Here is a 25,497-nt window from a genome sequence, read left to right as displayed (position 1 = left end):
AAAGCTGTCTGCATTGCCACTGCCGCGTCAAACGCTGGCAGCTTGCAACGGGCCTCGCTGGGCGGGCGGAAAACGGTCGAGTATAGGGCTTGCTGCTACCCTGCGGCAAAGTGTGCGCCTGTGCCGAAACGGCGCCGGCTGCTAGAATCGCCGGCTGATTTCCTCAGGGCTTATCCGATGCACGATCCGCACAGCGAGCGCATGAGTAGTAGCGAGACCCGCGCGGCCGGCGGCCTGGCCATGGTGTTCGCGTTCCGTATGCTGGGTATGTTCATGGTGCTGCCGGTGTTGGCCACCTACGGCATGGACCTGAACGGCAGTACGCCGGCGCTGATCGGTCTGGCTATCGGTGCCTATGGTTTGACTCAGGCTGTGCTGCAAATTCCCTTCGGCATCATCAGCGATCGCATCGGCCGACGTCCGGTGATCTATGTCGGCCTGCTGATCTTCGCTGCCGGCAGCGTGCTGGCGGCCAATGCCGACTCGATCTGGGGCGTGATCGCCGGGCGCGTGCTGCAGGGCGCCGGGGCGATTTCCGCGGCGGTGATGGCGTTGCTTTCGGACCTGACCCGCGAACAGCATCGGACCAAGGCCATGGCGATGATCGGCATGAGCATTGGCCTGTCGTTCGCCGTGGCCATGGTGGTCGGCCCGCTGCTGACCCGTGCCTTCGGCCTGTCCGGCCTGTTCTGGGCCACCGGGGCGATGGCCCTGCTCGGCATCCTGATCGTCGCCGGTATCGTGCCGAAGGATGCCGGGCCGCTGCAGCACCGCGAGTCCGGCGTGGCGGCTCAGGCGTTGTGGCCGACCCTCAAGCATGGCGACCTGCTGCGCCTGGATTTCGCCATCCTGGCCCTGCACGCGGTGCTGATGGCCAGTTTCGTGGCCTTGCCGTTGGCGCTGGTGGAGCAGGGTGGACTGGTCAAGGAAGAACACTGGTGGGTCTACCTTACTGCGCTATTGGTCGGTTTCTTCGGCATGGTGCCGTTCATCATCTATGGCGAGAAGAAACGCCAGATGAAACGCGTTCTGCTGGGGGCGGTGACGGTGTTGCTGCTCTGCGAGCTGTACTTCGCCCTTTTCGGCAGCGACTTGCGAGCACTGGTGCTGGGCATCGTGGTGTTTTTCACCGCCTTCAACCTGCTCGAGGCCTCGCTGCCCTCGCTGGTCAGCAAGGTGGCGCCGGCCGGTGGCAAGGGCACGGCGATGGGCGTCTATTCCACCAGCCAGTTCCTCGGTGCCGCCCTGGGTGGCATCCTCGGTGGTTGGCTATACCAGCATGTAGGCCTTGCTGGTGTCTTCATCGGCTGCGCCGTGCTCTGTGCAATTTGGCTGGCCATTGCTGTTACTATGCGCGAACCGCCGTACGTGACCAGTTTGCGCCTGCCGCTCGATGCCGCGGCACTGGCCGATGTCGGACTGGTCGAACGCCTGAAGGCGACGCCGGGAGTGGCAGACGCCGTGGTGGTGGTCGACGAAGCGGCCATCTATATCAAAGTCGATACCCAACAAGTGGATCGCACGTCAGTGAAGCGCCTGATCGCATCGGCGCCCGCGGCGTGAGTAGCCTAGGAGAACGTTATGGCCCGTGGGGTTAACAAAGTCATTCTGGTCGGTACCTGCGGCCAGGACCCGGAAACACGCTATTTGCCCAGCGGCAACGCGGTAACCAACCTGAGCCTGGCCACCAGCGAGCAGTGGACCGACAAGCAGACCGGGCAGAAGGTCGAGAAGACCGAATGGCACCGTGTCGCGCTGTTCGGCAAGGTTGCCGAAATCGCCGGCGAGTACCTGCGCAAGGGCTCGCAGGTGTATATCGAAGGCAAGCTGCAGACCCGCGAGTGGGAAAAGGACGGCATCAAGCGCTACACCACCGAGATCATCGTCGACATGCAGGGCACCATGCAGTTGCTTGGCGGTCGTCCGAGCGGTGACGACAGTGGCGCGCCACGCCAGTCGCGTCCGGCCCCGCAGCGCGAGCCGCAACAAGCTCCGCGTCAGGAGCGTCCGGCGCCGCAGCAAGCCCAGCCTGCACCTGACTACGACAGTTTCGATGACGACATCCCGTTCTGAACCGAGCGGGCTCTAGCCTATGCGAATGCGCCTAATGCTGCTGGGCGGCGGTAGTGCCCTGGGGCAAGCGCTGATCCGTCTCGGTGCCGAGGAAGACATCAGCTTCCTCGCGCCGCGTCCGCCGGAAGAGGGCTGGGATGCCGCCAGCCTGACCGAGCTTCTCGACGACACCCGCCCGGACGCGCTGATCAACCTGGCCTACTACTTCGACTGGTTCCAGGCCGAGTCGGTAGCCGAGTCGCGCCTGCAGACGCAGGAGCGTGCGGTGGAGCGTCTGGCCGAGCTGTGTCAGCACCATTCAATCGTGCTGCTGCAGCCGTCCAGCTATCGCGTGTTCGACGGTTCGCGCGTCACCGCCTATAGCGAAAAGGAAGAGCCGGTACCTCTGGGGCTGCGTGGCCAGGCACTGTGGCGGCTGGAGCAGAGCGTGCGGGCGATCTGTCCGCGTCATGTGTTGCTGCGCTTCGGCTGGTTGCTCGATGACAGCCGGGAAGGTTTGCTGGGACGCTTTCTGCTGCGTGCCGAGCGCGACGATGCGCTGTATCTCGCCGATGATCGGCGCGGCAACCCCACCCCGGTGGACGATGCCGCGCGTGTGCTTCTGGCGGTGCTCAAGCAGCTCGACTGCGAGTCGCCCCTGTGGGGCACCTATCATTACGGCGGCCACGAGGCCAGCACGTCGCTGAGCCTGGGGCAGGCAGTACTGAGCGAGGCGCGTCACTACCGCAGCAACCTGGTTGAGGATGTCTCGCCTCAGGCGCACGCTGCGCGCCCTGATGCCGCCGATGAGCCACAGCACGCCGTACTGGCCTGCAAGAAAATTCTTCACACCTTCGGCATCAAACCGCGAGCCTGGCGTTCCGGTCTGCCTAACCTGCTGGATCGTTATTACCGTCATGGCTGAAATTCTTGTAACCGGCGGCGCCGGCTTCATCGGCTCGCACCTGGTCGATGCCTTGCTGGCCGCTGGCCACAGCGTGCGTGTGCTGGACAATTTGTCCATGGGCAAGCGCGGCAACCTGCCGCTGGACAATTCGCGGTTGCGCTTCATCGAGGGTGACGTTGCCGACGCGGAGGTGGTAGCTCAGGCCGTCGCCGGCTGTTCAGCCGTGGCGCACCTGGCCGCGGTGGCCTCGGTGCAGGCTTCGGTGGATGATCCCGTAGCCACTCACCAGAGCAACTTCATCGGGACCCTGAATGTCTGCGAGGCCATGCGTCGGCATGGCGTTCGGCGTGTGGTCTATGCCTCCAGCGCGGCTATCTATGGCAACAATGGCGAAGGCGTGGCAATCGATGAAGCCACCGCCAAGGCACCCTTGACGCCCTATGCATCCGACAAGCTCGCCGGCGAGCACTACCTGGACTTCTACCGCCGCCAGCATGGCCTGGAGCCGGCGGTATTTCGTTTCTTCAATGTCTTCGGGCCGCGGCAGGATCCATCGTCGCCCTACTCGGGGGTGATCAGTATCTTCACCCAGCGAGCGCAACAGGGACTGCCGATCAGCGTCTTCGGCGATGGTGAGCAAACCCGCGATTTCTTCTACGTGAGAGACCTGATCGAACTGCTGCTGCAGGGATTGCTGGGTGAGTTCGTCGAGCCGCCGGTGAATGTCGGCTGGAACCAGGCGGTCAGTCTCAATCAGTTGCTGGCGGAAATCGGTGCGCTTTGCGGCGGTCTGCCGCAGGTGACGCACCTGCCGGCGCGTGCAGGCGATATTCGTCACTCGCGGGCCGACAATGCGCGGTTGCAGGCTCATTACCGCTTGCCAGAGCAGACGCCGCTGCGTGACGGGCTGCGTCAACTGCTCGGGCTGTGAGCCTAACCCACGAAAAAGCCGGCATTCGCCGGCTTTTTCGTTTTTGCGTGGGCTATCAGAACTTGTAGCCCAGGCCGACCATGTAGACGAAGGGATCGACGTCCACATCGACCTTGACCTTGTCGCCTGCCAGGTGGGTGGTGCCGGTGGTATCGATATCGATATAGCGCACCTGGGCGTTGAGCATCAGGTTGTCGGTCAGCATGTAGTCCATGCCGATCTGTCCGGCCAGGCCCCAGGAGTCCTTCATGTCCAGGCCACGGAAGCCCTTGGCTTCGGCTTCGCTGCTCAATTCGGTATCGAAGAACCAGGTGTAGTTGATACCGACACCGACATAGGGTTGGAAGGCCGAGCCTTTGTCCAGCGGGTAGTAGACGGCGCTGATGGTCGGCGGCAGGTGCTTGAGGCTGCCCAGCTTGCCGTTCAGGCCGGCGAAGGCGCCCGGCATGCCTTTTACACCAACGTCATGGCTGAACGGAGTAGCTGCCAGCAACTCGATGCCGAAGTTGTCGGTCACCATGTAAGCGAAGTTCAGGCCCAGCTGGGTATCGCTGTTCAAGGTTGCGCCGCTGCCAGCGACTTTGCCCAGTACAGCGTGATCGATGTTGCCGCTGTCCTCGTGCGGATCGACGGTAATGGCACCGGCGCGGACGATGATGTCGCCAGCCTGGTGGGCTTGAGCGATAGGGGCGGCGATGGCCAGGGCCAGCAGGGAGGCAGTGAACAGTGACTTATACATAGCGAGCTCCAGTTCGAGTCGGTTGTGTCTTTGGCTGGAATCAATGCTAAGCCAAGCAACAATCCACTTTTTGACCTGGCTCAATAGATCGACGAGCTCTAATGCGATGTTTTTGGCATTGCTTCAAATGTGTCTCTAGATGATAATGTTTCTCTTTTTGAAGCAAGCCCGTCTGTTGAGGACCCTCTGCGCATGAATCGCTTCCCCCTCCGTTCCCTGGCCGTGGCCCTGATGTTGGCCAGCGGCTCGCTGGCTGCTGCGCCGCTGGATGCCGCGCTGGATGAAAGCCAGCGCCTGGCCGCCGAGGCGAAAGCCTCGCAGGGCCGTGTCGAGCAGCTGGATGACGCCAGCCGTGAGATGCTCAATGAGTACCGTAACGCTCTGCAGCAGGCCGAGGCTTTGAAAGGTTATAACAGTCAACTTCGTGACCTGGTCGAAGCCCAGCGTCAGGAGCTGGCCAGTTATCAGAAGCAGCTCGATGGCATCGAACGTACCCAGGAAGCGGTGAGCCCGCAGATGGTCAAAATGGTCGAGGTGCTGGGTGAGTTCATCGCCGCTGACCTGCCGTTCCTGCCCGAAGAGCGTGAAGACCGTCTGGCCCAGCTGCAGGATCTGCTGCCGCGCGCCGACGTGAGCCTGGCCGACAAATACCGCCGCATCCTCGAGGCGTACCAGATCGAGAGCGACTATGGCCGCACGCTCGAAGCCTGGCGCGGCGAGCTGAATCAGGCTGACGGTGGTTCGCGCAGCGTCGAGTTCCTGCGCCTGGGCCGCAGCATGCTTTATTACCAGACCCTCGATGCACACGAGAGCGGCTGGTGGAACCCGCAGACCAAGGCATGGGAAGTGCTCGACGGCAGCGCACGTCGTCCGTTGACCCAGGCCATCGCCATCGCCCGTCAGCAACAGGCGCCCGCCGTGCTGTCCCTGCCGATCAAGACCCTGGCCGAGGAGGCCGCACAATGAGTCGTCGTGTTGTAGCCGTACTGGCGCTCAGCCTGTTGCCGGCACTGGCCGCCGTGGCCGAAACCCTCAACCCCGATCAACTGTTGCAGCGCATCCGCAGCGAGCGCGCCGCCGAAGTCAGCGCCATGCAGGAACGCGAACAGGCGTTTCTCGCCAAGCGCAGCGAGCAGGCGCAGTTGCTGGCGGCCGCGCGTTCCGCGCTGAATACCCAGAAGGCCGAAAGCGAGCGTCTGAAGGCCGAGTTCGACCGTCAGGAGGCCGAGCTGGCCGAGCAGGAAAAACTGCTGGCGCAGCGTGTCGGGCACCTCGGTGAGCTGTTCGGTGTGGTCCGTCAGAGCGCCGGTGATGTGGCCGGGCAATGGCAGGACAGCCTGCTCAACGCGCAGTACCCGGAGCGCCTCAAGCGCCTCAAGGCATTGGCTGAAAGCCGCTCGCTGCCGTCCGCCGAGGATCTCGACGGCTACTGGATGCTGCTGCTCGAAGACCTGGCCGCCAGCGGCCGTATCGAGCGCCTGCAACTGCCAGTGGTGAGTGCCGATGGTTCGCGTCAGGAGCAGCAGGTGCTGCGAGTCGGCGCCTTCGCCGTGTATGGCGAAGATGCCTTCCTGCGCTACGACGCCGATGCCGGGCAACTGGTGGCGCCGCCGCGTCAGCCGTCCGGCCTGGGCCAGGTCAAGGACTACCTGAGCAGCTCTGACACGCTCGCCACGCTGCCCATCGATCCAAGCCGCGGCAGCCTGCTGGCTCAGCTGCAGCAGCAGCCGACCCTGTGGGATCGTCTGCAGCAGGGTGGTCTGGTCGGTTGGGTGATCGTCGTGCTGGGCGCTTTCGGCCTGCTTCTGGCGGTGTGGCGCATGGTCTATCTGGGCCGCGTCGGCAGCGGCGTCAAGGCGCAGATGCATGACCTCAGCGCGCCGCGCAATGACAACCCGCTGGGCCGCGTGATCGGTGTGCTGGGCGCCAAGCCGCAACTGGCAGACCTGGAAACCCTGGAGCTGAAGCTCGACGAAGCGATCCTGCAGGAAACGCCGCCGCTGGAAAAAGGCCAGGGCCTGCTCAAGCTGCTGGCCGCCGTGGCACCGCTGCTCGGCCTGCTGGGTACCGTGACCGGCATGATCGTGACCTTCCAGGCCATCACCCAGAGCGGTGGCGGCGACTCGCGGCTGATGGCCGATGGTATTTCCCAGGCGCTGGTGACCACCGTGCTCGGCCTGGTGGTAGCCATCCCGCTGCTGTTCCTGCATAGCCTGCTGGCCAGCCGCAGCAAGGGTCTGATCCAGATTCTGGAGCAGCAGAGCGCCGGCCTGATCGCCCTGCACCTGTCGGGAGCGCCGCGCCGTGACTGATCTGTTCGCCTTCTGGCTGCGTGCAGTCGACAGTGCCTATGCACTGCTCGACTTCATGGGCGCCGGCGGCGTGGTGATGTGGGCGCTGGCGGTGCTCTGCGTGGTGTTCTGGACCCTGGTGTTCGAGCGTTTCTGGTACATGCGCCGGATTTTCCCGCGCTGGGTGCAGGAGCGCCGCGAGGCCTGGCAGCAGGTGCTGGCCGATGACAACGGCAACTGGCAGCGCGCGGTGCGCCTGGCCTGGCTGGCGCAGGCGCGTCAGCAGCTGGCGGCGCCGCTGCGCCTGGGCAAGACCCTGGTTGCGCTGTATCCGCTGCTGGGCCTGCTCGGCACCGTGCTCGGCATGATCGCCGTGTTCGACGTACTTGCCCTCAACGGTACCGGTAACCCGCGCGGCATGGCCGCAGGCGTGTGGCAGGCGACCCTGCCGACCATGGCCGGCATGGTCCTGGCCATTCCTGGATTGTTCAGCCTGGCGCGCCTCGAGCGCGAAGCCAGCCAGGCCATCGAGCGGCTGGCCGACCAGCTGCGTCACGACTGAGATCGCCCAACATGAGAATGCGTCGTCACCACCAGCAGGACGAAGACACCGGCATCGACCTTACGCCGATGCTCGACGTGGTCTTCATCATGCTGATCTTCTTCATCGTCACCAGCTCCTTTATCCGCGAGTCCGGGGTCGAGGTGCAGCGCCCGCAGGCGGAAACCGCCAACCCGCAGGACAAGGGCAACATCCTCATCGCCGTCACCGCCGACGGACAGATATGGATGGACAAGCAGGCAGTGGATATCCGCAGCGTGCGTGCGCATGTCGAGCGTATGCGTGTCGACCAGCCGGAAGGCGCCGTGGTGGTACAGGCCGACAAGGATGCGCGTACCGGCCTGGTGGTCCAGGTGATGGATCAGGCGCGTCTGGCCGGTGTGCAGGATGTCGCCCTGGCAGCCGGTAGCGGAGTCAACTGATGCGCCTGCCGCTGTCTTTTCTCGGCGCCTGTCTGATGGCTTTGGGCTTGTTCGCCCTGATGCTGTACATGGTCGCGCCGCCGAGCGCCAAGGTGAGCCAGGACCCGGTCAGCGTGGCCAACTTCGTGCGCATGGACGGCAATACCAGCGAGACCGCCAGCCGTACCCGTCAGCAGGCACCGCAGCCGCCGCAGCCGCAAACACCGCAGCCGCCCACGCCGCCGACGCCGCAGACGGCCACGCCGAATGCCAACCTGCCGGCGCTGGACATCCAGTTGCCCAGCCTGGCCAGCGGTATTGCCGTCAACAGCGCGCCGGCGCCGAGCCTGTCCGGTCTTGCCCCTGGCGCTCCCGCACCGACGCCGCCCAGCGAGGCCGCCGACTCCGGCGGGCAGATGGGTGGTATGGAGAGCGAGGTCATGCCGCTCAACGACGTGCGCCCTGAGTACCCGCGTTACGCGCTGCAGCGTGGCATCGAAGGTTTCGTCAAACTGGCTTTCACCATCAATCGCTCCGGCAACGTGGAGAACATCCGCGTGCTGGAAGCCAACCCGCGTAACGTCTTCGAGCGCGAAGCACGCCGCGCCGCGGCACGCTGGCGCTTCGCGCCACGTACTGAAGGCGGCCTGGCGGTGGACCGCGAAGCGGTGAAGACCCTCTACTTCCGTCTGGAAAGGAGCTGACCATGTACCGTTGGTTGTTGCTCGTGATGCTCGGTACCGCGGCCGTGCCCGGTATGGCCCAACAGACCGTCGACCCGGCCGTGTTCAAGGCCCTGAACGCGGCGCAGACTGCGCAGCAGAAGGGCGATTACAGCGCTGCGCGGCGCGCGCTGGATGAGGTTCAGGCCAAGAGCGGCAGTCTCGAAGAGGCGCTGGTCTGGCGCAGCAAGGCCTATGTGGCCTGGTCGGCCGGCAACAACGCTCAGGCCATCGACTGGCTGGACAAGGCCGTACGCAGCGGCAAGCTGGACGCGGAAATGCTGGCTGGCGAGCGCCTCAACCTGGCCAAGCTCAACCTGGGCGAGCGCCGTTACGCCAAGGTCGTCGAGTTGCTGGCGCCCGATCAGGGCAAAGCCTCCGAGGAAGTGCTGCAGATGCTGGTGCAGGCTTATCAGGGCATGAATCAGCCGGCCAAAGCGTTGCCGCTGGCCGAGCGTTACGTGCAGGCCAACCCCAAAGCCGCGGACATCTGGCTGCAGTTTCTGGTGGGCGCCAATGCCGATCTGAAGCGCTATGCCCAGGCCGAGCGCTGGCAGCGTCAGTTGCTGGCGCGCCAACCGAACGATGCCAAGGGCTGGCGCCAACTGGCCGGTCTGCAGCAGATGGCCGGCAGTAACGACAAGGCACTGGCGACCCTGCGCGCTGCACATAGCAAGGGCCTGCGTTTCAGCGAGTCGGAGCTGGACAACCTGGTGCTGCTCGCTGGCGCCGCCGATCAGCCGTGGCAGGGCGCCAAGCTGCTGGCCGGCATGCTCGACAGCGGCCTACTGGCCAACACCGCTGCCCGTCAGGAGCGCCTGGGGCTGTTCTGGTGGCAGGCGCGTGATCGTGCTGCTGCGGTGCGCGTATTGCGCCCGCTGGCCGAGCGCAGCGGCAATGGCAAGCATTGGCTTTATGTTGCGCAACTGGAGCTGGAGCAGTCGCGCTGGCAGGCCGGCCTGGATGCGCTGGCGCGTGCCGAACGTGGCGGTGCCGAGCGCGCCAAGGTGCGTTCGTGGCGGCAGTGGGCGGAAAGCGAGCTGCGCTTCGAACGAGAAAATCGGGTAGCCAGTCGCAGTTGAGTCGTTCTCGGTGCGCCGTACGCACCAAGTAAAAAGCCAGACCTAGTGTCTGGCTTTTTACTTGGTGGCGTATCTCTGTAGGAGCGGATTTATCCGCGAATCTTTTCGCGGCTGAAGCCGCTCCTACAGCCACACCTACGAATGCCCCGGCAGGGGTCAGCTATCGGGCAGTTCGTAAGCGTAGATCTTGTCCGCTTCCATCTGGTAGCCGACTTCCGCCAGCTCGCTGCTGACGTGTTCGACCTTCAGCGGGCCTTCCACCCAGAATGGCTGGTAAAGCGCATCGAGCAGCACGCCCAGCTCGCTGGTGACGTGGACGATCTGGTTCGAGGGCGGTGGCGGCACGTGAATGCAGGCGCCGAAGTAGGGCACCAGCAGGAATTCCACCACGCGGCCTTCGTCCGTGACGTCCAGCGGCACGATGTAGCCGGGCAGTTTCACGTCCTGGCCGTTTAGCTCCTTGACCACTGGTGCAGCCGGGGACTGTTGCATGGCTGCCGGGCCGGCTTCGGACAGTGCATCGGCCAGTTGCGAAAGGTCATGAATAGGCGTCGGGTCGACGACCTGCGGCGGCGCATCCGGCGGGATCAGATCGGACCAGGTGATTTCGCGCACATCCGCGGCAGCCAGTGGCAGTGCCAGGGTTAGCAGCAGGGTGGCGAGCAGGGGGCGGGGCATGGGCTACCTCTGTGGAATGATTCGCCTGCACAGTGTACAGGCGAATCGTACCTCACAAGCGAATCGACAGGCCATCGGCTAACGACTGCCGATAAGCCCGCCAGGCCGGCACACTGCCCATCGCCACGGCAGCGGCGAGAATGCTGCCCAGCAGTTTCCATTCGTAAGCGGACGGCGCATTGAGTGCCAGGTACAGGCCGTAATTTGCCTGTACGAAGCCCTGACTGCCGGCGATGCCCAGGTACAGCAGCGCGACCCCGAAGGTCACGCCGGCCAATGCCAGGGCAAAGGCCTCCAGCACCAGTAGGCTGGCGATATGCCAGGGACGTGCGCCCACCGAGCGCAGAATGGCCATCTCCCGGCGCCGCTCGTTGAGGCTGGTGAGAATCGCCGTGAGCATGCCGATCAGGCCGGTCAGCACGACGAACAGCGAGACCACGAACAGCGCCTGCTCGGCGGTGCCCATCAGGCTCCACAGCTCCTGCAGCGCTACCCCTGGGAGAATCGCCAGCAACGGCTCACCACGAAACTCGTTGATCTCGCGTTGCAGGCTGAAGGTGGCGATCTTGCTGTTGAGGCCAAGCATGAAGGCGGTGATCTGCTTGGGTTGCAGGTCCATGGCGCGCGCCTGATCAGCGCTGACCCGCGCATCCCCGCGGGCCGGCATGCCGTTCTGCCAGTCGACGTGCAGTGCTTCCATGCCGGCCAGGGAGATATGCAGGGTACGGTCGACCGGCGTGCCGGTGCGTTCGAGGATGCCGACCACTGTGAAGGGTTTGTCGTCGTGCTTGACCAGGCTGATGGTGGCGACCCCGTGCGCCAGGACGATCTCCTCGCCCAGACCGTAGCCCAGTGCCTGCGCCACCTCCGCACCGAGCACTACTTCGAAGGGATCGTCGGCAAACTCGCGGCCTTGAGCCAGCTTCAGCGCCTGGCTGCGAGCATAGCGGTAGTGCTCGAAATAGGCAGTGCTGGTGCCCATCACCCGATAGCCACGGTGCGAGTCGCCCAAGGAAATGGGGATGGCCCATTTGACCTGGCGGTGATTGGCGAAGCGCTCGAAGCTGTCCCAGCGGATGTTGTTGGTGGCGTTACCGATGCGGAACACCGAGTAAAGCAGCAGGTTCACGCTGCCCGAGCGCGCGCCGACGATCAGGTCGGTGCCGCTGATGGTGTTGGCGAAGCTGGCGCGGGCCTCGGTACGCACACGCTCCACGGCCAGCAGCAGACACACCGACAGGGCGATGGCGAACACGGTGAGCAGCGCGGTGAAACGACGGTTGGCCAGGCTGGCCAGGGCTATACGTAGAAGATGCATCTCAGACCTCGACGGGCTTGGCGGCGCGGTTGAGTTCGGCCAGTGACAGATTACGGTCGAACAGCTGAGCCAGGCTCTGGTCGTGGCTGACGAACAGCAGGCTGGCGCCGGCAGCGCGGCACTCGGCGAAGAGCAATTGCAGGAAGGCCTCGCGGGCGTCGAAGTCCAGTGCCGAGGTTGGCTCGTCGGCGATCACCAGTTCCGGCTGTCCGATCAGCGCCCGGGCGGCGGCAACGCGTTGCTGTTGGCCGATGGACAGCTCATCGGCGCGGCGGCCGAGCAGATCGGCGCGCAGGCCGAGATGGTCGAGCAGCGCCGCGGCGGCCGCATCGATGCTGCCATGGCGCTGGCGTGCGCGCTCGGCACGCAGACGCGAGAAGCGGCAGGGCAGCTCGACGTTCTCGCGTACGGAAAGAAATGGCAGCAGGTTGAACTGCTGAAAAATGTAGCCGGTGTGATCGACGCGAAAGCGGTCGCGGGCGCCGGCGGAGAGTTGGCCCAGATCCTGGCCGAGCAGGCGGATATGGCCGCTTTGCGCACGTTGTACGCCGCCGAGCAGGCCAAGCAGGGTGGTCTTGCCGCTGCCGCTGGGGCCTTTGAGGAACAGGGTTTCACCGCGCGCCAGGGTGAAGGTGGGAATATCCAGCAACTGCGCCTGGCCAGGCCAGGCGAAGCCGAGATTGGCGAGTTCGATCAGAGGTTCGGTCATTGTCTACTGCGTGTCGGGAGAAGGCGCTCATGCCGGAGCGAGGTGCACTCGCTCCGGCAATGGGGCGTGGCAGGTCAGAAGCTCAGACGTGGCTGCGCCGGCGTCAACTCCACGCCCAGCTGGCCGTTGGGGCCGATTAGTTGTACCTGAATCTTCTCGGTAGCGGGGAAGCGTTTGAACAGTTCGGCGAGATCCAGTTGTTTCAATTCGTTGGCCTTGGTGCACTCGAAGCGATAGTGCGCGTGGATGTCACTGTGTTCGCCTTCGTGGGCATGATGGTCGTGGTCGTGGCCGTGATCGGCGTCGCCGAACAGTGGGCTTTGCAGTTCCACTTCGGTGGCTTTGCAGTCGCCACTGTCGAGCGCGAACAGCGTGATGGGTTGTTCCAGTTCACGCTTGGCCGCGGCGACCTTGGCCTTGTCGGCATCGCTCTTGGCCGCATGTTCGAAGCCGACCAGGTTCATCGCCGGGCTCTCGAGCTGCAGCTCCAGCAGGTTGCCGTCCAGCGCCGCGTTGAGGCTGGCGACGCCGTGCTCGTGGGCGCCCAGGCTGTCGTGGTGGTGGTCATGGTCATGCCCATGTTCATGCGCCTGGGCGGCGACCAGAGGCAACAGGGCAAAGGGCAGGGCGAGCAGCAGGTGGCGCATGGTTGTCTCCAGCGAGGGTGCGATTTAGTTGTTACGTTATAACAACTTTTATGGCGAACTGGCCAGCCCGCTGCTGCCGTGGGAGCATGGCAATTCCTGACTGGAGGCTGAACATGATGCGAATCCGTGGGCGAATCGGCGACTGGCCGGTAGACCTGACACTGGAACTGGATGCCGAGGACTGGGCGCAACTGGCTCAGCATATGGCGCTTACGCCGGCCAGCGTGCCAGCGCCTGTTGCTGCTCCCGCGGCCGATACGGGCGACGCCCTGTGGCAGACCGCCTTGCAGCTGGTACGCGATGCAGGGCAGGTGGAAGGGCCGAGACTGATGGCGCAACTGGCGGCGCTGGCTGGTGGTGAGGCTGCAGGCAAGCGGCTGCTGGTGCGTCTGCGCCACTGCGCGCAGATTCGCATGGAAACCGGCGCGGATGCGCCGATCTATCACTGGCAGGAAGGGCTATAGGCCGCAGTCAGGCCAAGAGCGTCCCGCTAATGTTTTTACCTGTGGCCGGCCGCCTGGAGCCCGCCGCCGCTTTTAATAGATCGCCTGATACAGCTTGCGCCGGTAGCGGGTGACCAGCGGGTGGTCGCCGCCAAGCAGGTCGAACACCTGCAGCAGGGTCTTGTGCGGCAGGCCGTCGCCATAGCTGCGGTTGCGCACGAACAGCTTGAGTAGACCCTCCAGCGCGGCTTCGTACTGCTGGCGCGCCAGCTGTTGCACCGCTAGCTGGTAAACCGCCTCGTCATCCTCGGCGTTTTGCGCCAGGCGGCTTTTCAGCGTGGCCGCGTCAGGCAGGTCGGCGGCCTGGCGCAGGAAGGTCAGCTGTGCCTTGGCGCCAGCCAGTGCCTGCTTGTGTTCGTCGCCCTTCACGGCGTCGAGTACCACTTCGGCCTCGCCCAGCTCCCCGCGTTCGGCCAGGCAGCGCGCGTAGAGAATCAGCGCCGCGCCGTTTTCGTTGTCCTCGGTCAGCACCTGCTTGAGCAGCGCTTCGGTTTCGGCAAAACGTCCTTCGGCGAACAGTGCCTGGGCACTTTCCAGCGGATCGGCAGCGGCCGGAGCCGGTTCGGCAACGTGGGGCTTGAGCATCTCGCGAATCGCCGCTTCCGGCTGGGCGCCGGCAAAGCCATCCACCGGCTGGCCGTCCTTGAACAGCACCACGGTGGGCAGGCTGCGAATGCCGAAGCGCATGACGATGTCCTGCTCGATGTCGCAGTTGACCTTGGCCAGCAGCAACTCACCGGCATAGCCCTCGGTGATCTTCGCCAGCATCGGCATCAGCGCCTTGCAAGGCGCGCACCATTCGGCCCAGAAATCCACCAGCACCGGCTTGTGGAACGAGTTCTCGATCACCAGTTGCTCGAAGTTGGCGGTGCCGGAGATATCGAAGATGTAGGGGGAGTCGCTCATGGTCAGTCTCGAAAAGCAGGGCAATGCTCTATTAATGCGGGCAGCGGCGTGCGGTTACAAGGGGCGCGCCGCGTGATACAGGCTGACCTCGCGAAATTCCGCAGGCTCGGCCAGATCCGGCCAGGTGCAGCCCTCCAGCAGAGCCAGGCGTTGATAGAGTGGATGCTGGAAGTCCTTGACCCGCGAGTCGGCCACCAGCGCCTGACGGCCGCGGCTGAGGAAGTGATCCAGCAACGGCAGATTGGCGCGGTCGTAGAGCACGTCGGCTACCAGAATCAGGTCGTAGCGGTCCGCTTCGGCGAAGAAATCGTCCGAGTAGCTCAGCGTCACGCCATTGAGCTCGGCATTGGCGCGGCAGGCGGCCAGCGCCAACGGGTCGAGATCGCAGGCCACCACTTCGGCGGCGCCGGCCTTGGCGGCGGCGATGGCCGCCACGCCGGAGCCTGCGCCGAAGTCCAGCACGCGCTTGCCGCGCACCCACTCGGGACGTGCGGCCAGCCAGCGCGCCAGCACCAGGCCGCTGGCCCAGCAGAAGCACCAGTAGGGCGGTTCTTCGAGGATGCGCCGAGTTTCCTCGGGGTTGAACGCGCGATCCATGTTGCTGGCGTCGATCAGCCACAGGGCGATATCGGTGCCTGGCAGGTTTTCGGCTACCAGGCGGGCATCGCCGAGCAGTTCGCTCAGCGCCTGCTGCAGCGCCTCGGGTGGCCTCATGGCGCCGGCACCAGTTGCAGTGAACCGAGGTCCTGATCCTTGAGTTCGGCAATGGTGCGTGCCGGCAGGCGTTGCACCAGTCGGCCGGACTGGCTGACTCGGCCGCGCAGTTCCAGGCGCAGATCCTGCGGTGCCTGCCGGTCGCTCAGTGGCAGATGAAACGGCAGCGCTTCGCCGTTGCCCCGCAGGTGCACCTGGCCGAGCAGGGCACGCGGCCGACCGCGCATATCCACGCCCAATAGCGCCAGGTCGACATCGGCACCGGCGGCCACGCCAATCAACTCGCCGCGCAGGCCGGGGCCTGGTGACTCTTCGGATGCGGCGTTGGTCTGCGTCGTGGTTGCCGGAGGAGCGGGCATAGGCGTGGTCGGTTCGCTGGCGCAGGCGCTGAGCAGTACGGCGACGGCAAGAGGAAGCAGGAGGCGGTATCGGTTCATGGCAAGGGTCTGCTGTTCTGGCGGGCGTTCATATAGCCTAACGGGATGCGGCTTGTCTTGCCGCTTCTATGCGCTACCATGACGCCTTTGCCGCCAACAGCCCGCGCCTGCCATGCATTGTCCCTTCTGCGCCGCCAACGACACCAAGGTCATCGATTCCCGTCTGGTCGCCGAGGGCGATCAGGTTCGCCGCCGTCGCGAATGCGTGGCCTGTGGTGAACGTTTCACCACCTTCGAAACCGCGGAGCTGGTGATGCCACGTCTGATCAAGCAGGACGGCAGCCGCCAGCCCTTCGATGAAGAAAAGCTTCGCGCCGGCATGCAGCGCGCACTGGAGAAGCGCCCGGTGAGCGTCGAACGCCTGGAAGAGGCCATCGCCCGCATCAAGCAGCAATTGCGTGCCACTGGCGAGCGCGAGGTGAAGTCGCTGGTGCTGGGCGAGCTGGTGATGACCGAACTGAGCAAGCTTGATGAGGTGGCCTACATTCGTTTCGCCTCGGTGTATCGCCGCTTCCAGGATCTCAACGAATTCCGCGAAGAAATCGAGCGTCTGGCCCGCGAGCCGTCGAAAAGCCGATGAGCGAGCGCGACCACTTGTTCATGGCGCGCGCCCTCAAGCTGGCGCGCAAGGGCCTTTATTCCACCCATCCGAATCCCCGGGTTGGCTGCGTCATCGTGCGCGATGGCGAAATCGTCGGCGAGGGCTGGCATGCTCGTGCCGGCGAGCCGCACGCCGAGGTGCACGCCCTGCGCCAGGCCGGCGAGCGCGCGCGCGGTGCCACCGCTTACGTCACCCTGGAACCCTGCAGCCACCACGGGCGTACGCCGCCCTGCGCCGATGCGCTGGTGGCCGCCGGTGTCGACCGGGTGGTCGCGGCGATGCAGGATCCCAACCCGCAGGTCGCCGGGCGCGGCCTGCTGCGCCTGGCCAATGCCGGGATCGAGGTGCTGTCCGGCGTGCTGGAGGCCGATGCGCGGGCGCTCAACGTCGGCTTCATCAAGCGCATGGAGACTGGCCTGCCGTTCGTGCGGGTCAAGTCGGCAATGAGCCTGGATGGCCGCACGGCCATGGCCAGCGGCGAAAGTCAGTGGATTACCGGGCCGGCAGCGCGCGCCGAGGTGCAGCGTTTGCGCGCGCAGTCCAGCGTGGTGCTCAGCGGAGCCGATACCGTGCTGGCCGACGACGCCCGGCTGACGGTACGCCCCGACGAGCTGGGGCTGGGCGTCGAGGCCACCTTCATGGCGGCGTCGCGGCCGCCGTTGCGCGTGCTGGTCGACGGTCGGCTGCGGGTGCCGCTGAGCAAGACGTTCTTTCAGGTCGGCCCGGCCTTGGTGGCGACCTGCGCGGCCGCCGCTGCTCGTGACCGCTATCTGGCCGATGGCCACGAGTTGCTCGCCGTGCCGGGCAGCAATGGTCATGTCGACCTGCGCAAGCTACTGCAGGAGCTGGCCGGGCGTGGCGTCAACGAGGTGCTGGTGGAGGCCGGGCCTCGCCTGGCTGGCGCCTTCGCCCGTGCCGGGCTGGTGGACGAGTACCGCATCTTCGTCGCGCCCAAGCTGCTGGGCTCCCATGCGCGGCCATTGTTCGAGCTGCCGCTCAACCGCATGGCCGAAGCGCCGGAGTTACAGATTCTCGATATTCGTGCCGTCGGCGACGACTGGCAGATCACCGCGGTGCCCAAGTCGCGCTAGCACCCGAACCATGCGTTGCGCCGACAAATGTGGTAAAACGCCATGCGGCCATGCATAAGGAGGCCGCAACGTTCTCAGGGCGGGGTGTGATTCCCCACCGGCGGTAATGGTTCGCAGAACCTAGCCCGCGAGCGCTCGCTACGGCTTCTGCCGCGCGAGGTCCAGCAGACCCGGTGCGATTCCGGGGCCGACGGTATAGTCCGGATAAAGAGAGAGCGGGATTCCCACCTCGGGCGCCTTTTGCGCGTCCGCGAAATCCCTATCGATCGGCATTGCCCTGTTTTTGACCAAAACAGGAGTTCGTCCATGCTGCTGCGCAACATCTTCAACGTGAAACCGGAGGGCCTATGTTCACCGGCATAATCGAAGCCATCGGCAGTATCCGCGCCATGACGCCGAAAGGCGGCGACGTGCGCGTGTACGTGGCCACCGGCAAACTCGACCTGGGCGACGTCAAGCTCGGCGACAGCATCGCCGTCAACGGCATCTGTCTGACGGCAGTGGAACTGCCCGGCGACGGCTTCTGGGCCGACGTCAGCCGCGAGACGCTGGCGCGCACCGCCTTCATCGATCTCAAGCCCGGCAGCGCGGTGAATCTGGAAAAGGCCCTGACGCCTACCAGCCGGCTCGGCGGGCACCTGGTCAGCGGTCACGTCGATGGCGTCGGCGAGATCGTCTCACGCGCCGATAACGCCCGCGCCGTGCAGTTCAGGGTGCGGGCTCCGCGCGAGCTGGCCAAGTACATCGCGCATAAGGGCTCGATCACCGTCGACGGCACCAGCCTGACCGTCAATGCAGTCGATGGCGCCGAGTTCGAGCTGACCATCGTGCCGCATACCCTGGCCGAGACCATCATGGTCGACTACCAGGCCGGACGTAAGGTCAACCTCGAAGTGGACCTGCTGGCGCGTTACCTGGAGCGTCTGCTGCTCGGCGACAAGGCCGCCGAGCCCAAGGCTTCGGGCCTGACCGAAAGCTTTCTCGCCGAACACGGCTATCTGAACAAGTGAGATGCGCCACCATGGCCCTGAATACCGCTGAAGAACTGATCGAAGACATCCGCGCCGGCAAGATGGTCATCCTCATGGATGACGAGGACCGCGAGAACGAAGGCGACATCATCATCGCTTCGGAATGCGTCACCGCCGAGCACATCAATTTCATGGCCCGCTTCGCCCGTGGCCTTATCTGCATGCCGATGACCCGCGAGCGTTGCGAACTGCTCAAGCTGCCGCTGATGGCGCCGCGCAACGGCTCCGGTTTCGGCACCAAGTTCACCGTTTCCATCGAGGCCGCCGAGGGTGTCACCACCGGTATCTCGGCTGCCGACCGTGCGCGCACCGTGCAGGCCGCGGTCGCGCGCAACGCAGTAGCTGACGACATCGTCAGCCCAGGCCACATCTTCCCGCTGATGGCTCAGCCTGGCGGTGTGCTGGCGCGTGCCGGCCATACCGAGGCGGCCTGCGATCTGGCGCGTATGGGCGGTTTCGAACCGAGCGGGGTGATCTGCGAGATCATGAACGACGACGGCACCATGGCGCGTCGTCCTGAGCTGGAAAAGTTCGCTGAAGAGCACGGTCTGAAGATCGGCACCATCGCGGATCTGATTCACTACCGCCTGATTCATGAGCGCACCGTCGAGCGTATCAGCGAGCAGCCGCTGGATACCGAGCTGGGCCAGTTCAACCTGGTGACCTATCGCGATGGCGTGGAAGACACTGCGCATATGGCGTTGACCCTGGGCACGATCTGCGCGGAAGAACCGACCCTGGTACGTGTGCATAACATGGACCCGCTGCGCGACCTGTTCCTGGTCAACCAGCCGGGCCGCTGGAGCATGCGTGCGGCCATGGCCGAAGTGGCCAAGGCTGGCAGTGGCGTGGTGCTGCTGCTCGGCAACCCGCTGACCGGGCCTGAGCTGCTGGCGCTGATCGGTCGTCAGCAACCGGCCAACCCGGCGACCTACAGCACCGTGGGCGCCGGTTCGCAGATCCTGCGCGACCTGGGCGTACGCAAGATGCGCCTGATGAGCTCGCCGATGAAGTTCAACGCGATATCCGGCTTCGACCTCGAGGTTGTAGAATACCTGCCGGCTGATTAACAGGCGGCTCGAAGAGCCGAATCTGATGGCCCTCTCCCGCAAGCGGGAGAGGGGAGCTAAAGCACGTAGCCCGGATGAAATCCGGGAAGATCGGCACACTGGCCCCGGATTGCATCCGGGCTACGCCGACAAACGAATTTAATTTTCGGAGCGCAAAGCGCTCCGGCTCTTTAACCCATGTGAGACCCGTCATGACCCTGAAGACCATCGAAGGTACCTTCATCGCCCCGAAGGGCAAATACGCCCTGGTGGTAGGCCGTTTCAACAGCTTCGTCGTCGAGAGCCTGGTCAGCGGCGCCATCGACGCCCTGGTCCGCCACGGCGTGAGCGAGAGCGACATCACCATCATCCGCGCGCCGGGCGCCTTCGAGATTCCGCTGGTGACCCAGAAGGTCGCTCAGCGTGGCGAGTATGCGGCGATCATCGCCCTGGGCGCGGTCATTCGTGGCGGCACCCCGCACTTCGAATACGTGGCGGGCGAATGCACCAAGGGCCTGGCTCAGGTCTCCATGGAATACGGCGTGCCGGTCGCCTTCGGCGTTCTGACCGTCGACTCCATCGAACAAGCCATCGAACGTTCCGGCACCAAGGCGGGTAACAAGGGTGCCGAAGCTGCGCTGTCTGCCCTGGAAATGGTCAGCCTGCTGGCGCAGTTGGAGGCCAAGTGAGCAACTCCGGTAACGGCCAGCCGGCCAAGAAGGGCCCCAGCGGCAAGATCCTCGCGCGTCGCGAGGCCCGCACCCTGGCCATGCAGGCCCTGTACTCCTGGCACATCGCCGGGCAGCCGCTGAACGAGATCGAAGCGCAGTTTCGCGTCGACAACGACTTCAGCAAGGTCGACGGTGCCTACTTCCATGAGATTCTGCACGGCGTGCCGCGGCAGAAGACCGAGTTGGACGGTGCCTTCGCGCCGCTGCTCGATCGTCCGCTGGAAGAGATCGATCCGGTCGAACTGGCCATCCTGCGCCTGTCCACCTACGAGTTGAAGAACCGCGTCGACGTCCCCTACAAGGTGGTGATCAACGAAGGTATCGAGCTGGCCAAGGTGTTCGGTGCCACCGACGGGCACAAGTTCGTCAACGGCATCCTCGACAAGCTCGCGCCCACGCTGCGCGCCGCCGAAGTCAACGCCAACAAACGTTGAGGCCTATGGGGATGCTCGATTCACGATCTCGCAAGCTAGAGTCTGCTTTTAACGCAGCAGGGCCGACGCGCAGCAGATCGTTGCTTGCCCGTGAATGAGTTCGAGCTGATCCGCCGTTATTTCGCCGCCGCCCCCTGTGCGCAGGGCGGCGACGGCGTGGTACGCGGCATTGGTGATGACTGCGCGCTGCTGGCATTGCCCGCTGGCGAACAGCTGGCGGTTTCCACAGACACGCTGGTTGCCGGGGTGCACTTTCCCGAATCCTGCGATGCCTTTCTCCTCGGTCAGCGCGCGCTGGCCGTCTCCGCCAGTGATCTGGCTGCCATGGGCGCGACGCCCCTGGCCTTTACCCTCGCCCTGACCCTGCCGAGCGCCAACCAGTCCTGGCTGGCCGAGTTCGCACGTGGCCTGCAAACGATGGCGCAGAGCTGTTCGCTGGCGCTGGTCGGTGGCGATACCACGCGCGGACCGTTGAGCCTGACGCTGACCGTGTTCGGCCGGGTGCCGAGCGGGCAGGCGCTGCTGCGCAGTGGCGCGCAGGTGGGCGATCTGCTCTGCGTCGGCGGCGAACTGGGCGATGCCGCGGGCGCGCTGCCGCTGGTGCTGGGGCAGCGCGATGCCTCAGATGACATCCGCGAGGCACTGCTGGCGCGCTACTGGTCGCCGCAACCGCAATTGGCCCTGGGTCAGGCGCTGCGAGGGCGGGCCACGGCCGCGCTGGATATTTCCGACGGCCTGCTGGCCGACTGTGGTCATATTGCCGAGGCTTCGCAGGTAGCCTTGCAGATCGAGCTGGAGCGAGTTCCGCTGTCTGCGCCGCTGCGTGCATTTGTTGGTGAGGAGCAAGCGCGGGCCTGCGCCCTGAGTGGTGGCGATGATTACCGTTTGGCCTTTACCCTGCCGTCAGCGCTGTTCGCGCAGTTGCAAGCCGATTGGCCGGAAGTGCGGGTTATCGGCCGTGTGCTGGCCGGGTCTGGGGTACAGTTGCGCAATGCCACCGGCCAGACTATCGAACCGCCACCTGGCGGCTACCAACATTTCTGACAGAACGGAGTGCGTGTGACCGATCACCCCAACCAGGTTCCCGCCGAATACGTACCGCCCTCGGTATGGCGCAACCCCTGGCATTTCATCGCCTTCGGTTTCGGCTCCGGTACCCTGCCCAAGGCCCCCGGTACCTGGGGGTCGCTGGTGGCACTGCCGTTCGTGCCACTGTGGCAGATGCTGCCGGACTGGGGCTATTGGTTGATGCTTGGCGTGACCATGCTGTTCGGCTTCTGGCTGTGTGGCAAGGTGGCCGACGACCTGCGCGTGCACGATCATGAAGGCATCGTCTGGGACGAGATGGTTGGTATGTGGATCACCCTTTGGCTGGTGCCCGAGGGGTGGGTCTGGTTGCTGCTGGGCTTTCTCATGTTTCGTCTGTTCGACATCGTCAAACCCTGGCCGATTCGCTGGATCGACCGCCATGTGCATGGCGGCGTCGGCATCATGCTCGACGACATTATTGCCGGAGTCTTCGCCTGGCTGGCCATGCAGGGGTTGGTCTGGGGCTGGGATCGTTATGCCGTGGTTTTCGGCTATTAGAGAGGCACGATGATGGCAGCGAAGCTGCTGGCGTTGCTGTTGGGTATGGTCGGAGTGCTGATGGCGCATGCCGATCTGCAGCTGCCGAAGGAAATCCATATAGCCAGCGAAGTCTGGGAAGATCACACCGGCGCTGATGGCACTGGCATGGCGTGGGATATCCTGCGCGAAGTATTCGAACCGTCCGGCGTCGTCCTGCGCATTCAGAGCGTCCCGTACACCCGCGCGGTCGGTCTGGTGCAGCGAGGTAGCGCAGACGCCTGGGTTGGGTCCTACCGCAACGAAGTTGACGAAGGCGTGCTTTACCCGCGCTGGCATTACGACGGCGAGCAGATCAGCGCGCTTGGCCTCAAGCAAAAACCGGTACCGGCGCTGGATCGGATCGGCGAGCTGCGCCTGATATGGATGCGTGGCTACGAATACCAGCGCTACCTGCCCAATGTGCGGCATTACCGGGAAGTTCGTCGGCACAGCGGTATCCTTAGCATGCTTGACCAAGGCCATGCTGACTTCTACATCGATGCTCGCGTTGAGATTGAGCAGCTGTTGGGCGATATGAGCTCTGGCGAGCGCTACCAGGTGGTCGATCTGCTTTGGCTGCCGCTCTATCTTGGGTTTGCCGATAACCCCAGAGGGCGCGCCATGGCCGATCTCTTTGACCGGCGCATGGCGTTGCTGGTCAAGAGCGGAACCCTGCGGCCGATCTTCGAACGCTGGGATCAACCCTATCCCTTCGACTGAGCCGGGAGACCCTCATTCATGCAGCTTCGTGATTGTCTCGTCTTGCTGGCGCTGTCTTGCGCGAGTTCTTCCTGGGCGGCGTCTCAGATCCAGGTAGTTGGCTTGTTCCCGGGAGCGGCCGTGGTCAATGTCGACGGTCAGCGCAAGCTGGTCCGCGTTGGTGATACCGGTCCGGGTGGCGTGCAGGTGGTCAGTGTCGACAAACAGGGCGCGGTGCTACGCGTCGATGGCGTCGAGCGTGCCTATCCCATGAGCCGCGAATACAGTGCCGGTTTCGCCGAGCCGGTGAAAAAACGCCTGAGCATTGCCAAGGGCATCGGCGGCCACTATTGGGTGGCCGGCTCGGTCAATGGTCAGACGGTGCAGTTCCTGGTCGACACCGGTGCGACTTCGGTGGCGCTGAACGACGCCCACGCCAAGCGTCTGGGCATCGATTATCGGGTCAGCGGCCGGCCCCTGCAGGTCAACACCGCCAGCGGCGTGACCCGCGGTTGGCGCGTGATGCTCGACCGGGTCAAGATCGGCGATCTGGAAGTGCTGGGCGTCGAGGCCGTGGTGCTGGAGGGCGGTGCGCCGCACGAGGCGCTTCTGGGCATGAGTTTCCTCAGTCGGGTTGGCTGGCGCGAGGAGCAGGGCATGCTGGTGCTCGAGTCCAAGCTTTGAGGCTGCCATTGACCGTTTCGATACTGATGATCGGCAATTCTGTCTGACCAGGCGGCTGGGCCTGCTGATACAATGCGCGCCTGTTTCGTACTCACTGCTAGGAGTATCCGGTGTCCGTCGTGTTCGTCGCCGCCTCCCAACTGCCCACGCCCTTTGGCGTGTTCACCATGCACGGTTTTCTCGACGAGGCCACCGGCAAGGAACACGTCGCCCTGACCTTCGGCAATGTTGCCGATGGTGCTCCGGTGCTTGGCCGCCTGCATTCCGAATGTCTGACCGGCGACGCGCTGTTCAGCCTGCGTTGTGACTGCGGCGCGCAGCTGCAGGCGGCGTTGCAGGCCATTGCCAATGAGGGCCGCGGCGTGCTGCTGTATTTGCGTCAGGAGGGTCGTGGCATCGGCCTGCTGAACAAGATCCGCGCCTATGAATTGCAGGACGGCGGTGCCGACACCGTGGAAGCCAACGAGCGTCTGGGCTTCGGCGCCGATATGCGCGACTACGCCATCTGCCTGCCGATGCTCGAACATCTCGGCGTCCAGAGCCTCAAGCTGATGACCAACAACCCGCGCAAGGTCAAAGCGCTGGGCGACATGGGCATCGCCGTGGATCATCGCGTGCCGCTGCAGATCGCGCACAACCCGTACAACAAGCGCTACCTCGCCACCAAGGCCGGCAAGCTCGGCCACATGCTGGGCAACCAGCATCAGGGTGAGGCCGAGGAAAGCCTGTGACCCGAGGCCAGGTGAAGCGCCGTCTGGCGCTGGCCTGGTGGCGCCAACTGGGCGTGGCATTGGCCCCGCTGCTGGTGTTCAACCTGCTGTTCGGTGGCGGTAGCACCACAGTGCTGACCATGCCGCTGTTCATCGCCGGGCTGGCGTCCATGTTCGTCAGCCTGCCGCTGTTTTCTGCCTACAAGCGCGCTCTGATCGCCACCGAAAAGGCCCTCGACAGCGAAGCCGAGCCCGCCGCCTGGCTGGAGCTGGATCGCGTACGCCTGCGTGCGCTGCTTGGCGCTGCGCTGCCGGCCTGGATCGCTGCGCTGGCAGTCCTGGCTGGCCTGGAGGCGATTCCGCTGGTGCTGCTCGGGCTCTCCAGCATCGTGCTGCACGGCCTCTATCGCATTCCCCGCCAGCTCGGCTGAAATGCGCACATGGCTGCTCGCTCTCTGCCTGCTGGCGCTACCGCTGGCGGCAGCCGAACGGGTGATCAGCCTTGCCCCATCACTCAGCGAGATCATGCTCGACCTGGACGCAGCCGACTTGTTGGTTGGCGCGCTCGAAGGTGACGAGCGTCCCGCAGCGTTGGCGCACCTTCCCACTGTCGGCCGTTATGGCCAGCTGGAATTCGAACGTCTGCTGCAGCTGGCGCCGGATCTGATCCTGATCGCGCCAGGCAGCGTGCCGCCCGCGCAGCAGGCGCAGTTGCGCGGGCTAGGCATCGATCTTTTGCTCGTCGAGCCGCAACGCCTCGACCAACTCGGTGATGTGTTCGTACGCATTGGCAAGCGAATTGGACGGCGGGAGCGGGGCGAGCAGCTGGCGTCCGAGTTTCACGCCGAGCTGGTTGCATTGCGTCAGCGCTACCGGCGCGATCGGCCCCTGTCGGTGTTCTATCAAATCTGGCACCAGCCGCTCTACACCATCGGTGGCCGGCAACTGATGGGTGATGCCCTACAGGTGTGCGGAGCGCGCAACCTGTTCGATGACCTGCCGCAGCCGGCGCCTCAGGTCAGCGTGGAGGCGGTGCTGGCGCGTGACCCCGATGTGATTCTTGGCGGCAGCAACGCCGAATTGTCCGGCTGGCAGGCCTGGCCCCAGTTACATGCGGTGCGCCGGGGGCAGGTGTGGGCGGTGCCGGACAAGGGCCTGGAACGACCCAGCCGGCAGATGCTGGGCGCCATCGAGCAGCTGTGCGAGCTGATGAGGGCCGCACGCTAGTTCATGGGGCGCTGCGCACCCCAAGCAGGTTGC

The 25,497-nt window shown here is 64.7% G+C and carries 32 protein-coding genes and 1 riboswitch; of the genes, 24 read left to right on the top strand and 8 right to left on the bottom strand.

Going from position 1 to position 25,497, the window contains the following annotated elements; translation table 11 throughout:
- The first annotated feature begins 177 nt into the window (after nt 1-177).
- Genes DXK50_RS19850 through DXK50_RS19835 form a run of 4 tightly spaced genes read left to right on the top strand, consistent with a single transcriptional unit; the run spans nt 178 to nt 3,890 of the window.
- On the top strand, nt 178-1,563 hold the full coding sequence (locus tag DXK50_RS19850; protein WP_212631513.1) for an MFS transporter: 1,386 nt from the start codon (nt 178-180) through the stop codon (nt 1,561-1,563).
- An 18-nt stretch (nt 1,564-1,581) separates the two neighbouring features.
- Nucleotides 1,582-2,073, top strand: a complete 492-nt coding sequence (locus DXK50_RS19845; protein ID WP_037055750.1) for a single-stranded DNA-binding protein — start codon at nt 1,582-1,584, stop codon at nt 2,071-2,073.
- A 19-nt stretch (nt 2,074-2,092) separates the two neighbouring features.
- Nucleotides 2,093-2,977: a sugar nucleotide-binding protein gene (locus DXK50_RS19840; protein WP_161867840.1), complete on the top strand. Its 885-nt coding sequence runs from the start codon at nt 2,093-2,095 to the stop codon at nt 2,975-2,977.
- A complete protein-coding gene (locus tag DXK50_RS19835; protein ID WP_212631512.1) occupies nt 2,970-3,890 on the top strand; it encodes an NAD-dependent epimerase/dehydratase family protein in 921 nt (306 codons plus the stop codon). Before DXK50_RS19840 ends, DXK50_RS19835 begins: the two co-directional genes overlap by 8 nt.
- Nucleotides 3,891-3,945: 55 nt before the next feature.
- On the opposite strand, the gene DXK50_RS19830 is transcribed toward DXK50_RS19835, so the two are convergent.
- On the bottom strand, nt 3,946-4,629 hold the full coding sequence (locus DXK50_RS19830; protein ID WP_161867395.1) for an OmpW/AlkL family protein: 684 nt from the start codon (nt 4,627-4,629) through the stop codon (nt 3,946-3,948).
- A 192-nt stretch (nt 4,630-4,821) separates the two neighbouring features.
- Between DXK50_RS19830 and DXK50_RS19825 the strand changes: the two genes are divergently transcribed.
- Genes DXK50_RS19825 through DXK50_RS19800 form a run of 6 tightly spaced genes read left to right on the top strand, consistent with a single transcriptional unit; the run spans nt 4,822 to nt 9,687 of the window.
- Nucleotides 4,822-5,595, top strand: coding sequence for a DUF3450 domain-containing protein (locus DXK50_RS19825; RefSeq protein WP_161867396.1), 774 nt, complete (start codon nt 4,822-4,824; stop codon nt 5,593-5,595).
- Nucleotides 5,592-6,941 carry a MotA/TolQ/ExbB proton channel family protein gene (locus tag DXK50_RS19820; RefSeq protein ID WP_024309643.1) on the top strand — a complete coding sequence of 450 codons (1,350 nt, stop codon included), beginning with the start codon at nt 5,592-5,594 and terminating at the stop codon, nt 6,939-6,941. The genes DXK50_RS19825 and DXK50_RS19820 overlap by 4 nt, the downstream gene beginning before the upstream one ends.
- Nucleotides 6,934-7,482 carry a MotA/TolQ/ExbB proton channel family protein gene (locus DXK50_RS19815; RefSeq protein ID WP_074682460.1) on the top strand — a complete coding sequence of 183 codons (549 nt, stop codon included), beginning with the start codon at nt 6,934-6,936 and terminating at the stop codon, nt 7,480-7,482. Before DXK50_RS19820 ends, DXK50_RS19815 begins: the two co-directional genes overlap by 8 nt.
- An 11-nt stretch (nt 7,483-7,493) precedes the next feature.
- On the top strand, nt 7,494-7,904 hold the full coding sequence (locus tag DXK50_RS19810; RefSeq protein WP_161867398.1) for an ExbD/TolR family protein: 411 nt from the start codon (nt 7,494-7,496) through the stop codon (nt 7,902-7,904).
- Entirely contained in the window at nt 7,904-8,587 is a 684-nt protein-coding gene (locus DXK50_RS19805; protein ID WP_161867399.1) for a TonB family protein, read from the top strand. The genes DXK50_RS19810 and DXK50_RS19805 overlap by 1 nt, the downstream gene beginning before the upstream one ends.
- Nucleotides 8,588-8,589: 2 nt before the next feature.
- Nucleotides 8,590-9,687, top strand: a complete 1,098-nt coding sequence (locus DXK50_RS19800; protein ID WP_212631511.1) for a tetratricopeptide repeat protein — start codon at nt 8,590-8,592, stop codon at nt 9,685-9,687.
- A gap of 156 nt (nt 9,688-9,843) precedes the next feature.
- On the opposite strand, the gene DXK50_RS19795 is transcribed toward DXK50_RS19800, so the two are convergent.
- The 4 genes from DXK50_RS19795 to DXK50_RS19780 all read right to left on the bottom strand — a co-directional run bounded on the left by DXK50_RS19795 (nt 9,844) and on the right by DXK50_RS19780 (nt 13,039).
- Entirely contained in the window at nt 9,844-10,365 is a 522-nt protein-coding gene (locus DXK50_RS19795) for a DUF3299 domain-containing protein (RefSeq protein ID WP_212631510.1), read from the bottom strand.
- 52 nt (nt 10,366-10,417) lie between these two features.
- Nucleotides 10,418-11,683, bottom strand: coding sequence for an ABC transporter permease (locus tag DXK50_RS19790; protein WP_212631509.1), 1,266 nt, complete (start codon nt 11,681-11,683; stop codon nt 10,418-10,420).
- Between the two features lies 1 nt (nt 11,684).
- Complete coding sequence (locus DXK50_RS19785; RefSeq protein WP_197855584.1) at nt 11,685-12,392, bottom strand: ABC transporter ATP-binding protein; 708 nt, start codon at nt 12,390-12,392, stop codon at nt 11,685-11,687.
- A gap of 74 nt (nt 12,393-12,466) precedes the next feature.
- The gene (locus tag DXK50_RS19780) at nt 12,467-13,039 is read right to left on the bottom strand and encodes a DUF2796 domain-containing protein (RefSeq protein WP_212631508.1); all 573 of its coding nucleotides are present in this window, start codon (nt 13,037-13,039) and stop codon (nt 12,467-12,469) included.
- 113 nt (nt 13,040-13,152) lie between these two features.
- Between DXK50_RS19780 and DXK50_RS19775 the strand changes: the two genes are divergently transcribed.
- Entirely contained in the window at nt 13,153-13,503 is a 351-nt protein-coding gene (locus DXK50_RS19775; protein WP_212631507.1) for a hypothetical protein, read from the top strand.
- A 72-nt stretch (nt 13,504-13,575) separates the two neighbouring features.
- Here the strand turns inward: DXK50_RS19775 and trxA are convergent, their stop codons facing one another.
- Genes trxA through DXK50_RS19760 form a run of 3 tightly spaced genes read right to left on the bottom strand, consistent with a single transcriptional unit; the run spans nt 13,576 to nt 15,599 of the window.
- On the bottom strand, nt 13,576-14,448 hold the full coding sequence (gene trxA / locus DXK50_RS19770) for a thioredoxin (protein WP_212631506.1): 873 nt from the start codon (nt 14,446-14,448) through the stop codon (nt 13,576-13,578).
- A 54-nt stretch (nt 14,449-14,502) separates the two neighbouring features.
- On the bottom strand, nt 14,503-15,162 hold the full coding sequence (locus DXK50_RS19765; protein ID WP_212631505.1) for a class I SAM-dependent methyltransferase: 660 nt from the start codon (nt 15,160-15,162) through the stop codon (nt 14,503-14,505).
- Nucleotides 15,159-15,599: a hypothetical protein gene (locus tag DXK50_RS19760; protein WP_212631504.1), complete on the bottom strand. Its 441-nt coding sequence runs from the start codon at nt 15,597-15,599 to the stop codon at nt 15,159-15,161. Before DXK50_RS19760 ends, DXK50_RS19765 begins: the two co-directional genes overlap by 4 nt.
- Before the next feature lie 112 nt (nt 15,600-15,711).
- Between DXK50_RS19760 and nrdR the strand changes: the two genes are divergently transcribed.
- The 13 genes from nrdR to DXK50_RS19695 all read left to right on the top strand — a co-directional run bounded on the left by nrdR (nt 15,712) and on the right by DXK50_RS19695 (nt 25,464).
- Nucleotides 15,712-16,179, top strand: coding sequence for a transcriptional regulator NrdR (gene nrdR / locus DXK50_RS19755; RefSeq protein ID WP_003243991.1), 468 nt, complete (start codon nt 15,712-15,714; stop codon nt 16,177-16,179).
- Entirely contained in the window at nt 16,176-17,291 is a 1,116-nt protein-coding gene (gene ribD, locus DXK50_RS19750) for a bifunctional diaminohydroxyphosphoribosylaminopyrimidine deaminase/5-amino-6-(5-phosphoribosylamino)uracil reductase RibD (RefSeq protein WP_212631503.1), read from the top strand. The genes nrdR and ribD overlap by 4 nt, the downstream gene beginning before the upstream one ends.
- A gap of 66 nt (nt 17,292-17,357) precedes the next feature.
- Nucleotides 17,358-17,512, top strand: a riboswitch (FMN riboswitch).
- 126 nt (nt 17,513-17,638) lie between these two features.
- A complete protein-coding gene (locus tag DXK50_RS19745; RefSeq protein ID WP_161867410.1) occupies nt 17,639-18,301 on the top strand; it encodes a riboflavin synthase in 663 nt (220 codons plus the stop codon).
- An 11-nt stretch (nt 18,302-18,312) separates the two neighbouring features.
- Nucleotides 18,313-19,392 carry a bifunctional 3,4-dihydroxy-2-butanone-4-phosphate synthase/GTP cyclohydrolase II gene (gene ribBA / locus DXK50_RS19740; protein ID WP_161867411.1) on the top strand — a complete coding sequence of 360 codons (1,080 nt, stop codon included), beginning with the start codon at nt 18,313-18,315 and terminating at the stop codon, nt 19,390-19,392.
- Between the two features lie 191 nt (nt 19,393-19,583).
- Nucleotides 19,584-20,060 carry a 6,7-dimethyl-8-ribityllumazine synthase gene (ribH, locus tag DXK50_RS19735; RefSeq protein WP_012019761.1) on the top strand — a complete coding sequence of 159 codons (477 nt, stop codon included), beginning with the start codon at nt 19,584-19,586 and terminating at the stop codon, nt 20,058-20,060.
- The gene (nusB, locus tag DXK50_RS19730; RefSeq protein ID WP_161867412.1) at nt 20,057-20,536 is read left to right on the top strand and encodes a transcription antitermination factor NusB; all 480 of its coding nucleotides are present in this window, start codon (nt 20,057-20,059) and stop codon (nt 20,534-20,536) included. The genes ribH and nusB overlap by 4 nt, the downstream gene beginning before the upstream one ends.
- A 90-nt stretch (nt 20,537-20,626) precedes the next feature.
- Nucleotides 20,627-21,580, top strand: a complete 954-nt coding sequence (thiL, locus tag DXK50_RS19725) for a thiamine-phosphate kinase (protein WP_212631502.1) — start codon at nt 20,627-20,629, stop codon at nt 21,578-21,580.
- Nucleotides 21,581-21,595: 15 nt separating this feature from the next.
- Nucleotides 21,596-22,123 (top strand): phosphatidylglycerophosphatase A family protein, encoded by a 528-nt coding sequence (locus DXK50_RS19720; protein ID WP_161867414.1) that lies wholly within the window; start codon nt 21,596-21,598, stop codon nt 22,121-22,123.
- A 12-nt stretch (nt 22,124-22,135) separates the two neighbouring features.
- A complete protein-coding gene (locus DXK50_RS19715; RefSeq protein WP_161867484.1) occupies nt 22,136-22,864 on the top strand; it encodes a substrate-binding periplasmic protein in 729 nt (242 codons plus the stop codon).
- Between the two features lie 18 nt (nt 22,865-22,882).
- Nucleotides 22,883-23,527, top strand: a complete 645-nt coding sequence (locus tag DXK50_RS19710) for a TIGR02281 family clan AA aspartic protease (RefSeq protein ID WP_212631501.1) — start codon at nt 22,883-22,885, stop codon at nt 23,525-23,527.
- A 110-nt stretch (nt 23,528-23,637) separates the two neighbouring features.
- The gene (gene ribA / locus DXK50_RS19705) at nt 23,638-24,258 is read left to right on the top strand and encodes a GTP cyclohydrolase II (RefSeq protein WP_161867416.1); all 621 of its coding nucleotides are present in this window, start codon (nt 23,638-23,640) and stop codon (nt 24,256-24,258) included.
- A complete protein-coding gene (locus DXK50_RS19700) occupies nt 24,255-24,668 on the top strand; it encodes an MFS transporter (RefSeq protein ID WP_161867417.1) in 414 nt (137 codons plus the stop codon). The genes ribA and DXK50_RS19700 overlap by 4 nt, the downstream gene beginning before the upstream one ends.
- 1 nt (nt 24,669) lies before the next feature.
- Nucleotides 24,670-25,464 carry a cobalamin-binding protein gene (locus DXK50_RS19695; RefSeq protein ID WP_212631500.1) on the top strand — a complete coding sequence of 265 codons (795 nt, stop codon included), beginning with the start codon at nt 24,670-24,672 and terminating at the stop codon, nt 25,462-25,464.
- Nucleotides 25,465-25,497: the final 33 nt, after the last annotated feature.

The organism is Pseudomonas sp. KB-10 (genome assembly GCF_018221585.1).
In the GTDB taxonomy this organism is placed as follows: Bacteria; Pseudomonadota; Gammaproteobacteria; order Pseudomonadales; family Pseudomonadaceae; genus Aquipseudomonas; species Aquipseudomonas yangonensis.
Note: the sequence above shows the minus strand (reverse complement) of the source record. Positions and strands in the feature narration are given on the sequence as shown.

Coding starts and splice junctions, on each gene's coding strand:
- DXK50_RS19850 (WP_212631513.1), top strand. CDS start 178: ATGCACGATCCGCACAGCGAGCGCATGAGTAGTAGCGAGACCCGCGCG.
- DXK50_RS19845 (WP_037055750.1), top strand. CDS start 1,582: ATGGCCCGTGGGGTTAACAAAGTCATTCTGGTCGGTACCTGCGGCCAG.
- DXK50_RS19840 (WP_161867840.1), top strand. CDS start 2,093: ATGCGAATGCGCCTAATGCTGCTGGGCGGCGGTAGTGCCCTGGGGCAA.
- DXK50_RS19835 (WP_212631512.1), top strand. CDS start 2,970: ATGGCTGAAATTCTTGTAACCGGCGGCGCCGGCTTCATCGGCTCGCAC.
- DXK50_RS19830 (WP_161867395.1), bottom strand. CDS start 4,629: ATGTATAAGTCACTGTTCACTGCCTCCCTGCTGGCCCTGGCCATCGCC.
- DXK50_RS19825 (WP_161867396.1), top strand. CDS start 4,822: ATGAATCGCTTCCCCCTCCGTTCCCTGGCCGTGGCCCTGATGTTGGCC.
- DXK50_RS19820 (WP_024309643.1), top strand. CDS start 5,592: ATGAGTCGTCGTGTTGTAGCCGTACTGGCGCTCAGCCTGTTGCCGGCA.
- DXK50_RS19810 (WP_161867398.1), top strand. CDS start 7,494: ATGAGAATGCGTCGTCACCACCAGCAGGACGAAGACACCGGCATCGAC.
- DXK50_RS19805 (WP_161867399.1), top strand. CDS start 7,904: ATGCGCCTGCCGCTGTCTTTTCTCGGCGCCTGTCTGATGGCTTTGGGC.
- DXK50_RS19800 (WP_212631511.1), top strand. CDS start 8,590: ATGTACCGTTGGTTGTTGCTCGTGATGCTCGGTACCGCGGCCGTGCCC.
- DXK50_RS19795 (WP_212631510.1), bottom strand. CDS start 10,365: ATGCCCCGCCCCCTGCTCGCCACCCTGCTGCTAACCCTGGCACTGCCA.
- DXK50_RS19790 (WP_212631509.1), bottom strand. CDS start 11,683: ATGCATCTTCTACGTATAGCCCTGGCCAGCCTGGCCAACCGTCGTTTC.
- DXK50_RS19785 (WP_197855584.1), bottom strand. CDS start 12,392: ATGACCGAACCTCTGATCGAACTCGCCAATCTCGGCTTCGCCTGGCCT.
- DXK50_RS19780 (WP_212631508.1), bottom strand. CDS start 13,039: ATGCGCCACCTGCTGCTCGCCCTGCCCTTTGCCCTGTTGCCTCTGGTC.
- DXK50_RS19775 (WP_212631507.1), top strand. CDS start 13,153: ATGATGCGAATCCGTGGGCGAATCGGCGACTGGCCGGTAGACCTGACA.
- trxA (WP_212631506.1), bottom strand. CDS start 14,448: ATGAGCGACTCCCCCTACATCTTCGATATCTCCGGCACCGCCAACTTC.
- DXK50_RS19765 (WP_212631505.1), bottom strand. CDS start 15,162: ATGAGGCCACCCGAGGCGCTGCAGCAGGCGCTGAGCGAACTGCTCGGC.
- DXK50_RS19760 (WP_212631504.1), bottom strand. CDS start 15,599: ATGAACCGATACCGCCTCCTGCTTCCTCTTGCCGTCGCCGTACTGCTC.
- nrdR (WP_003243991.1), top strand. CDS start 15,712: ATGCATTGTCCCTTCTGCGCCGCCAACGACACCAAGGTCATCGATTCC.
- ribD (WP_212631503.1), top strand. CDS start 16,176: ATGAGCGAGCGCGACCACTTGTTCATGGCGCGCGCCCTCAAGCTGGCG.
- DXK50_RS19745 (WP_161867410.1), top strand. CDS start 17,639: ATGTTCACCGGCATAATCGAAGCCATCGGCAGTATCCGCGCCATGACG.
- ribBA (WP_161867411.1), top strand. CDS start 18,313: ATGGCCCTGAATACCGCTGAAGAACTGATCGAAGACATCCGCGCCGGC.
- ribH (WP_012019761.1), top strand. CDS start 19,584: ATGACCCTGAAGACCATCGAAGGTACCTTCATCGCCCCGAAGGGCAAA.
- DXK50_RS19715 (WP_161867484.1), top strand. CDS start 22,136: ATGGCAGCGAAGCTGCTGGCGTTGCTGTTGGGTATGGTCGGAGTGCTG.
- DXK50_RS19710 (WP_212631501.1), top strand. CDS start 22,883: ATGCAGCTTCGTGATTGTCTCGTCTTGCTGGCGCTGTCTTGCGCGAGT.
- DXK50_RS19695 (WP_212631500.1), top strand. CDS start 24,670: ATGCGCACATGGCTGCTCGCTCTCTGCCTGCTGGCGCTACCGCTGGCG.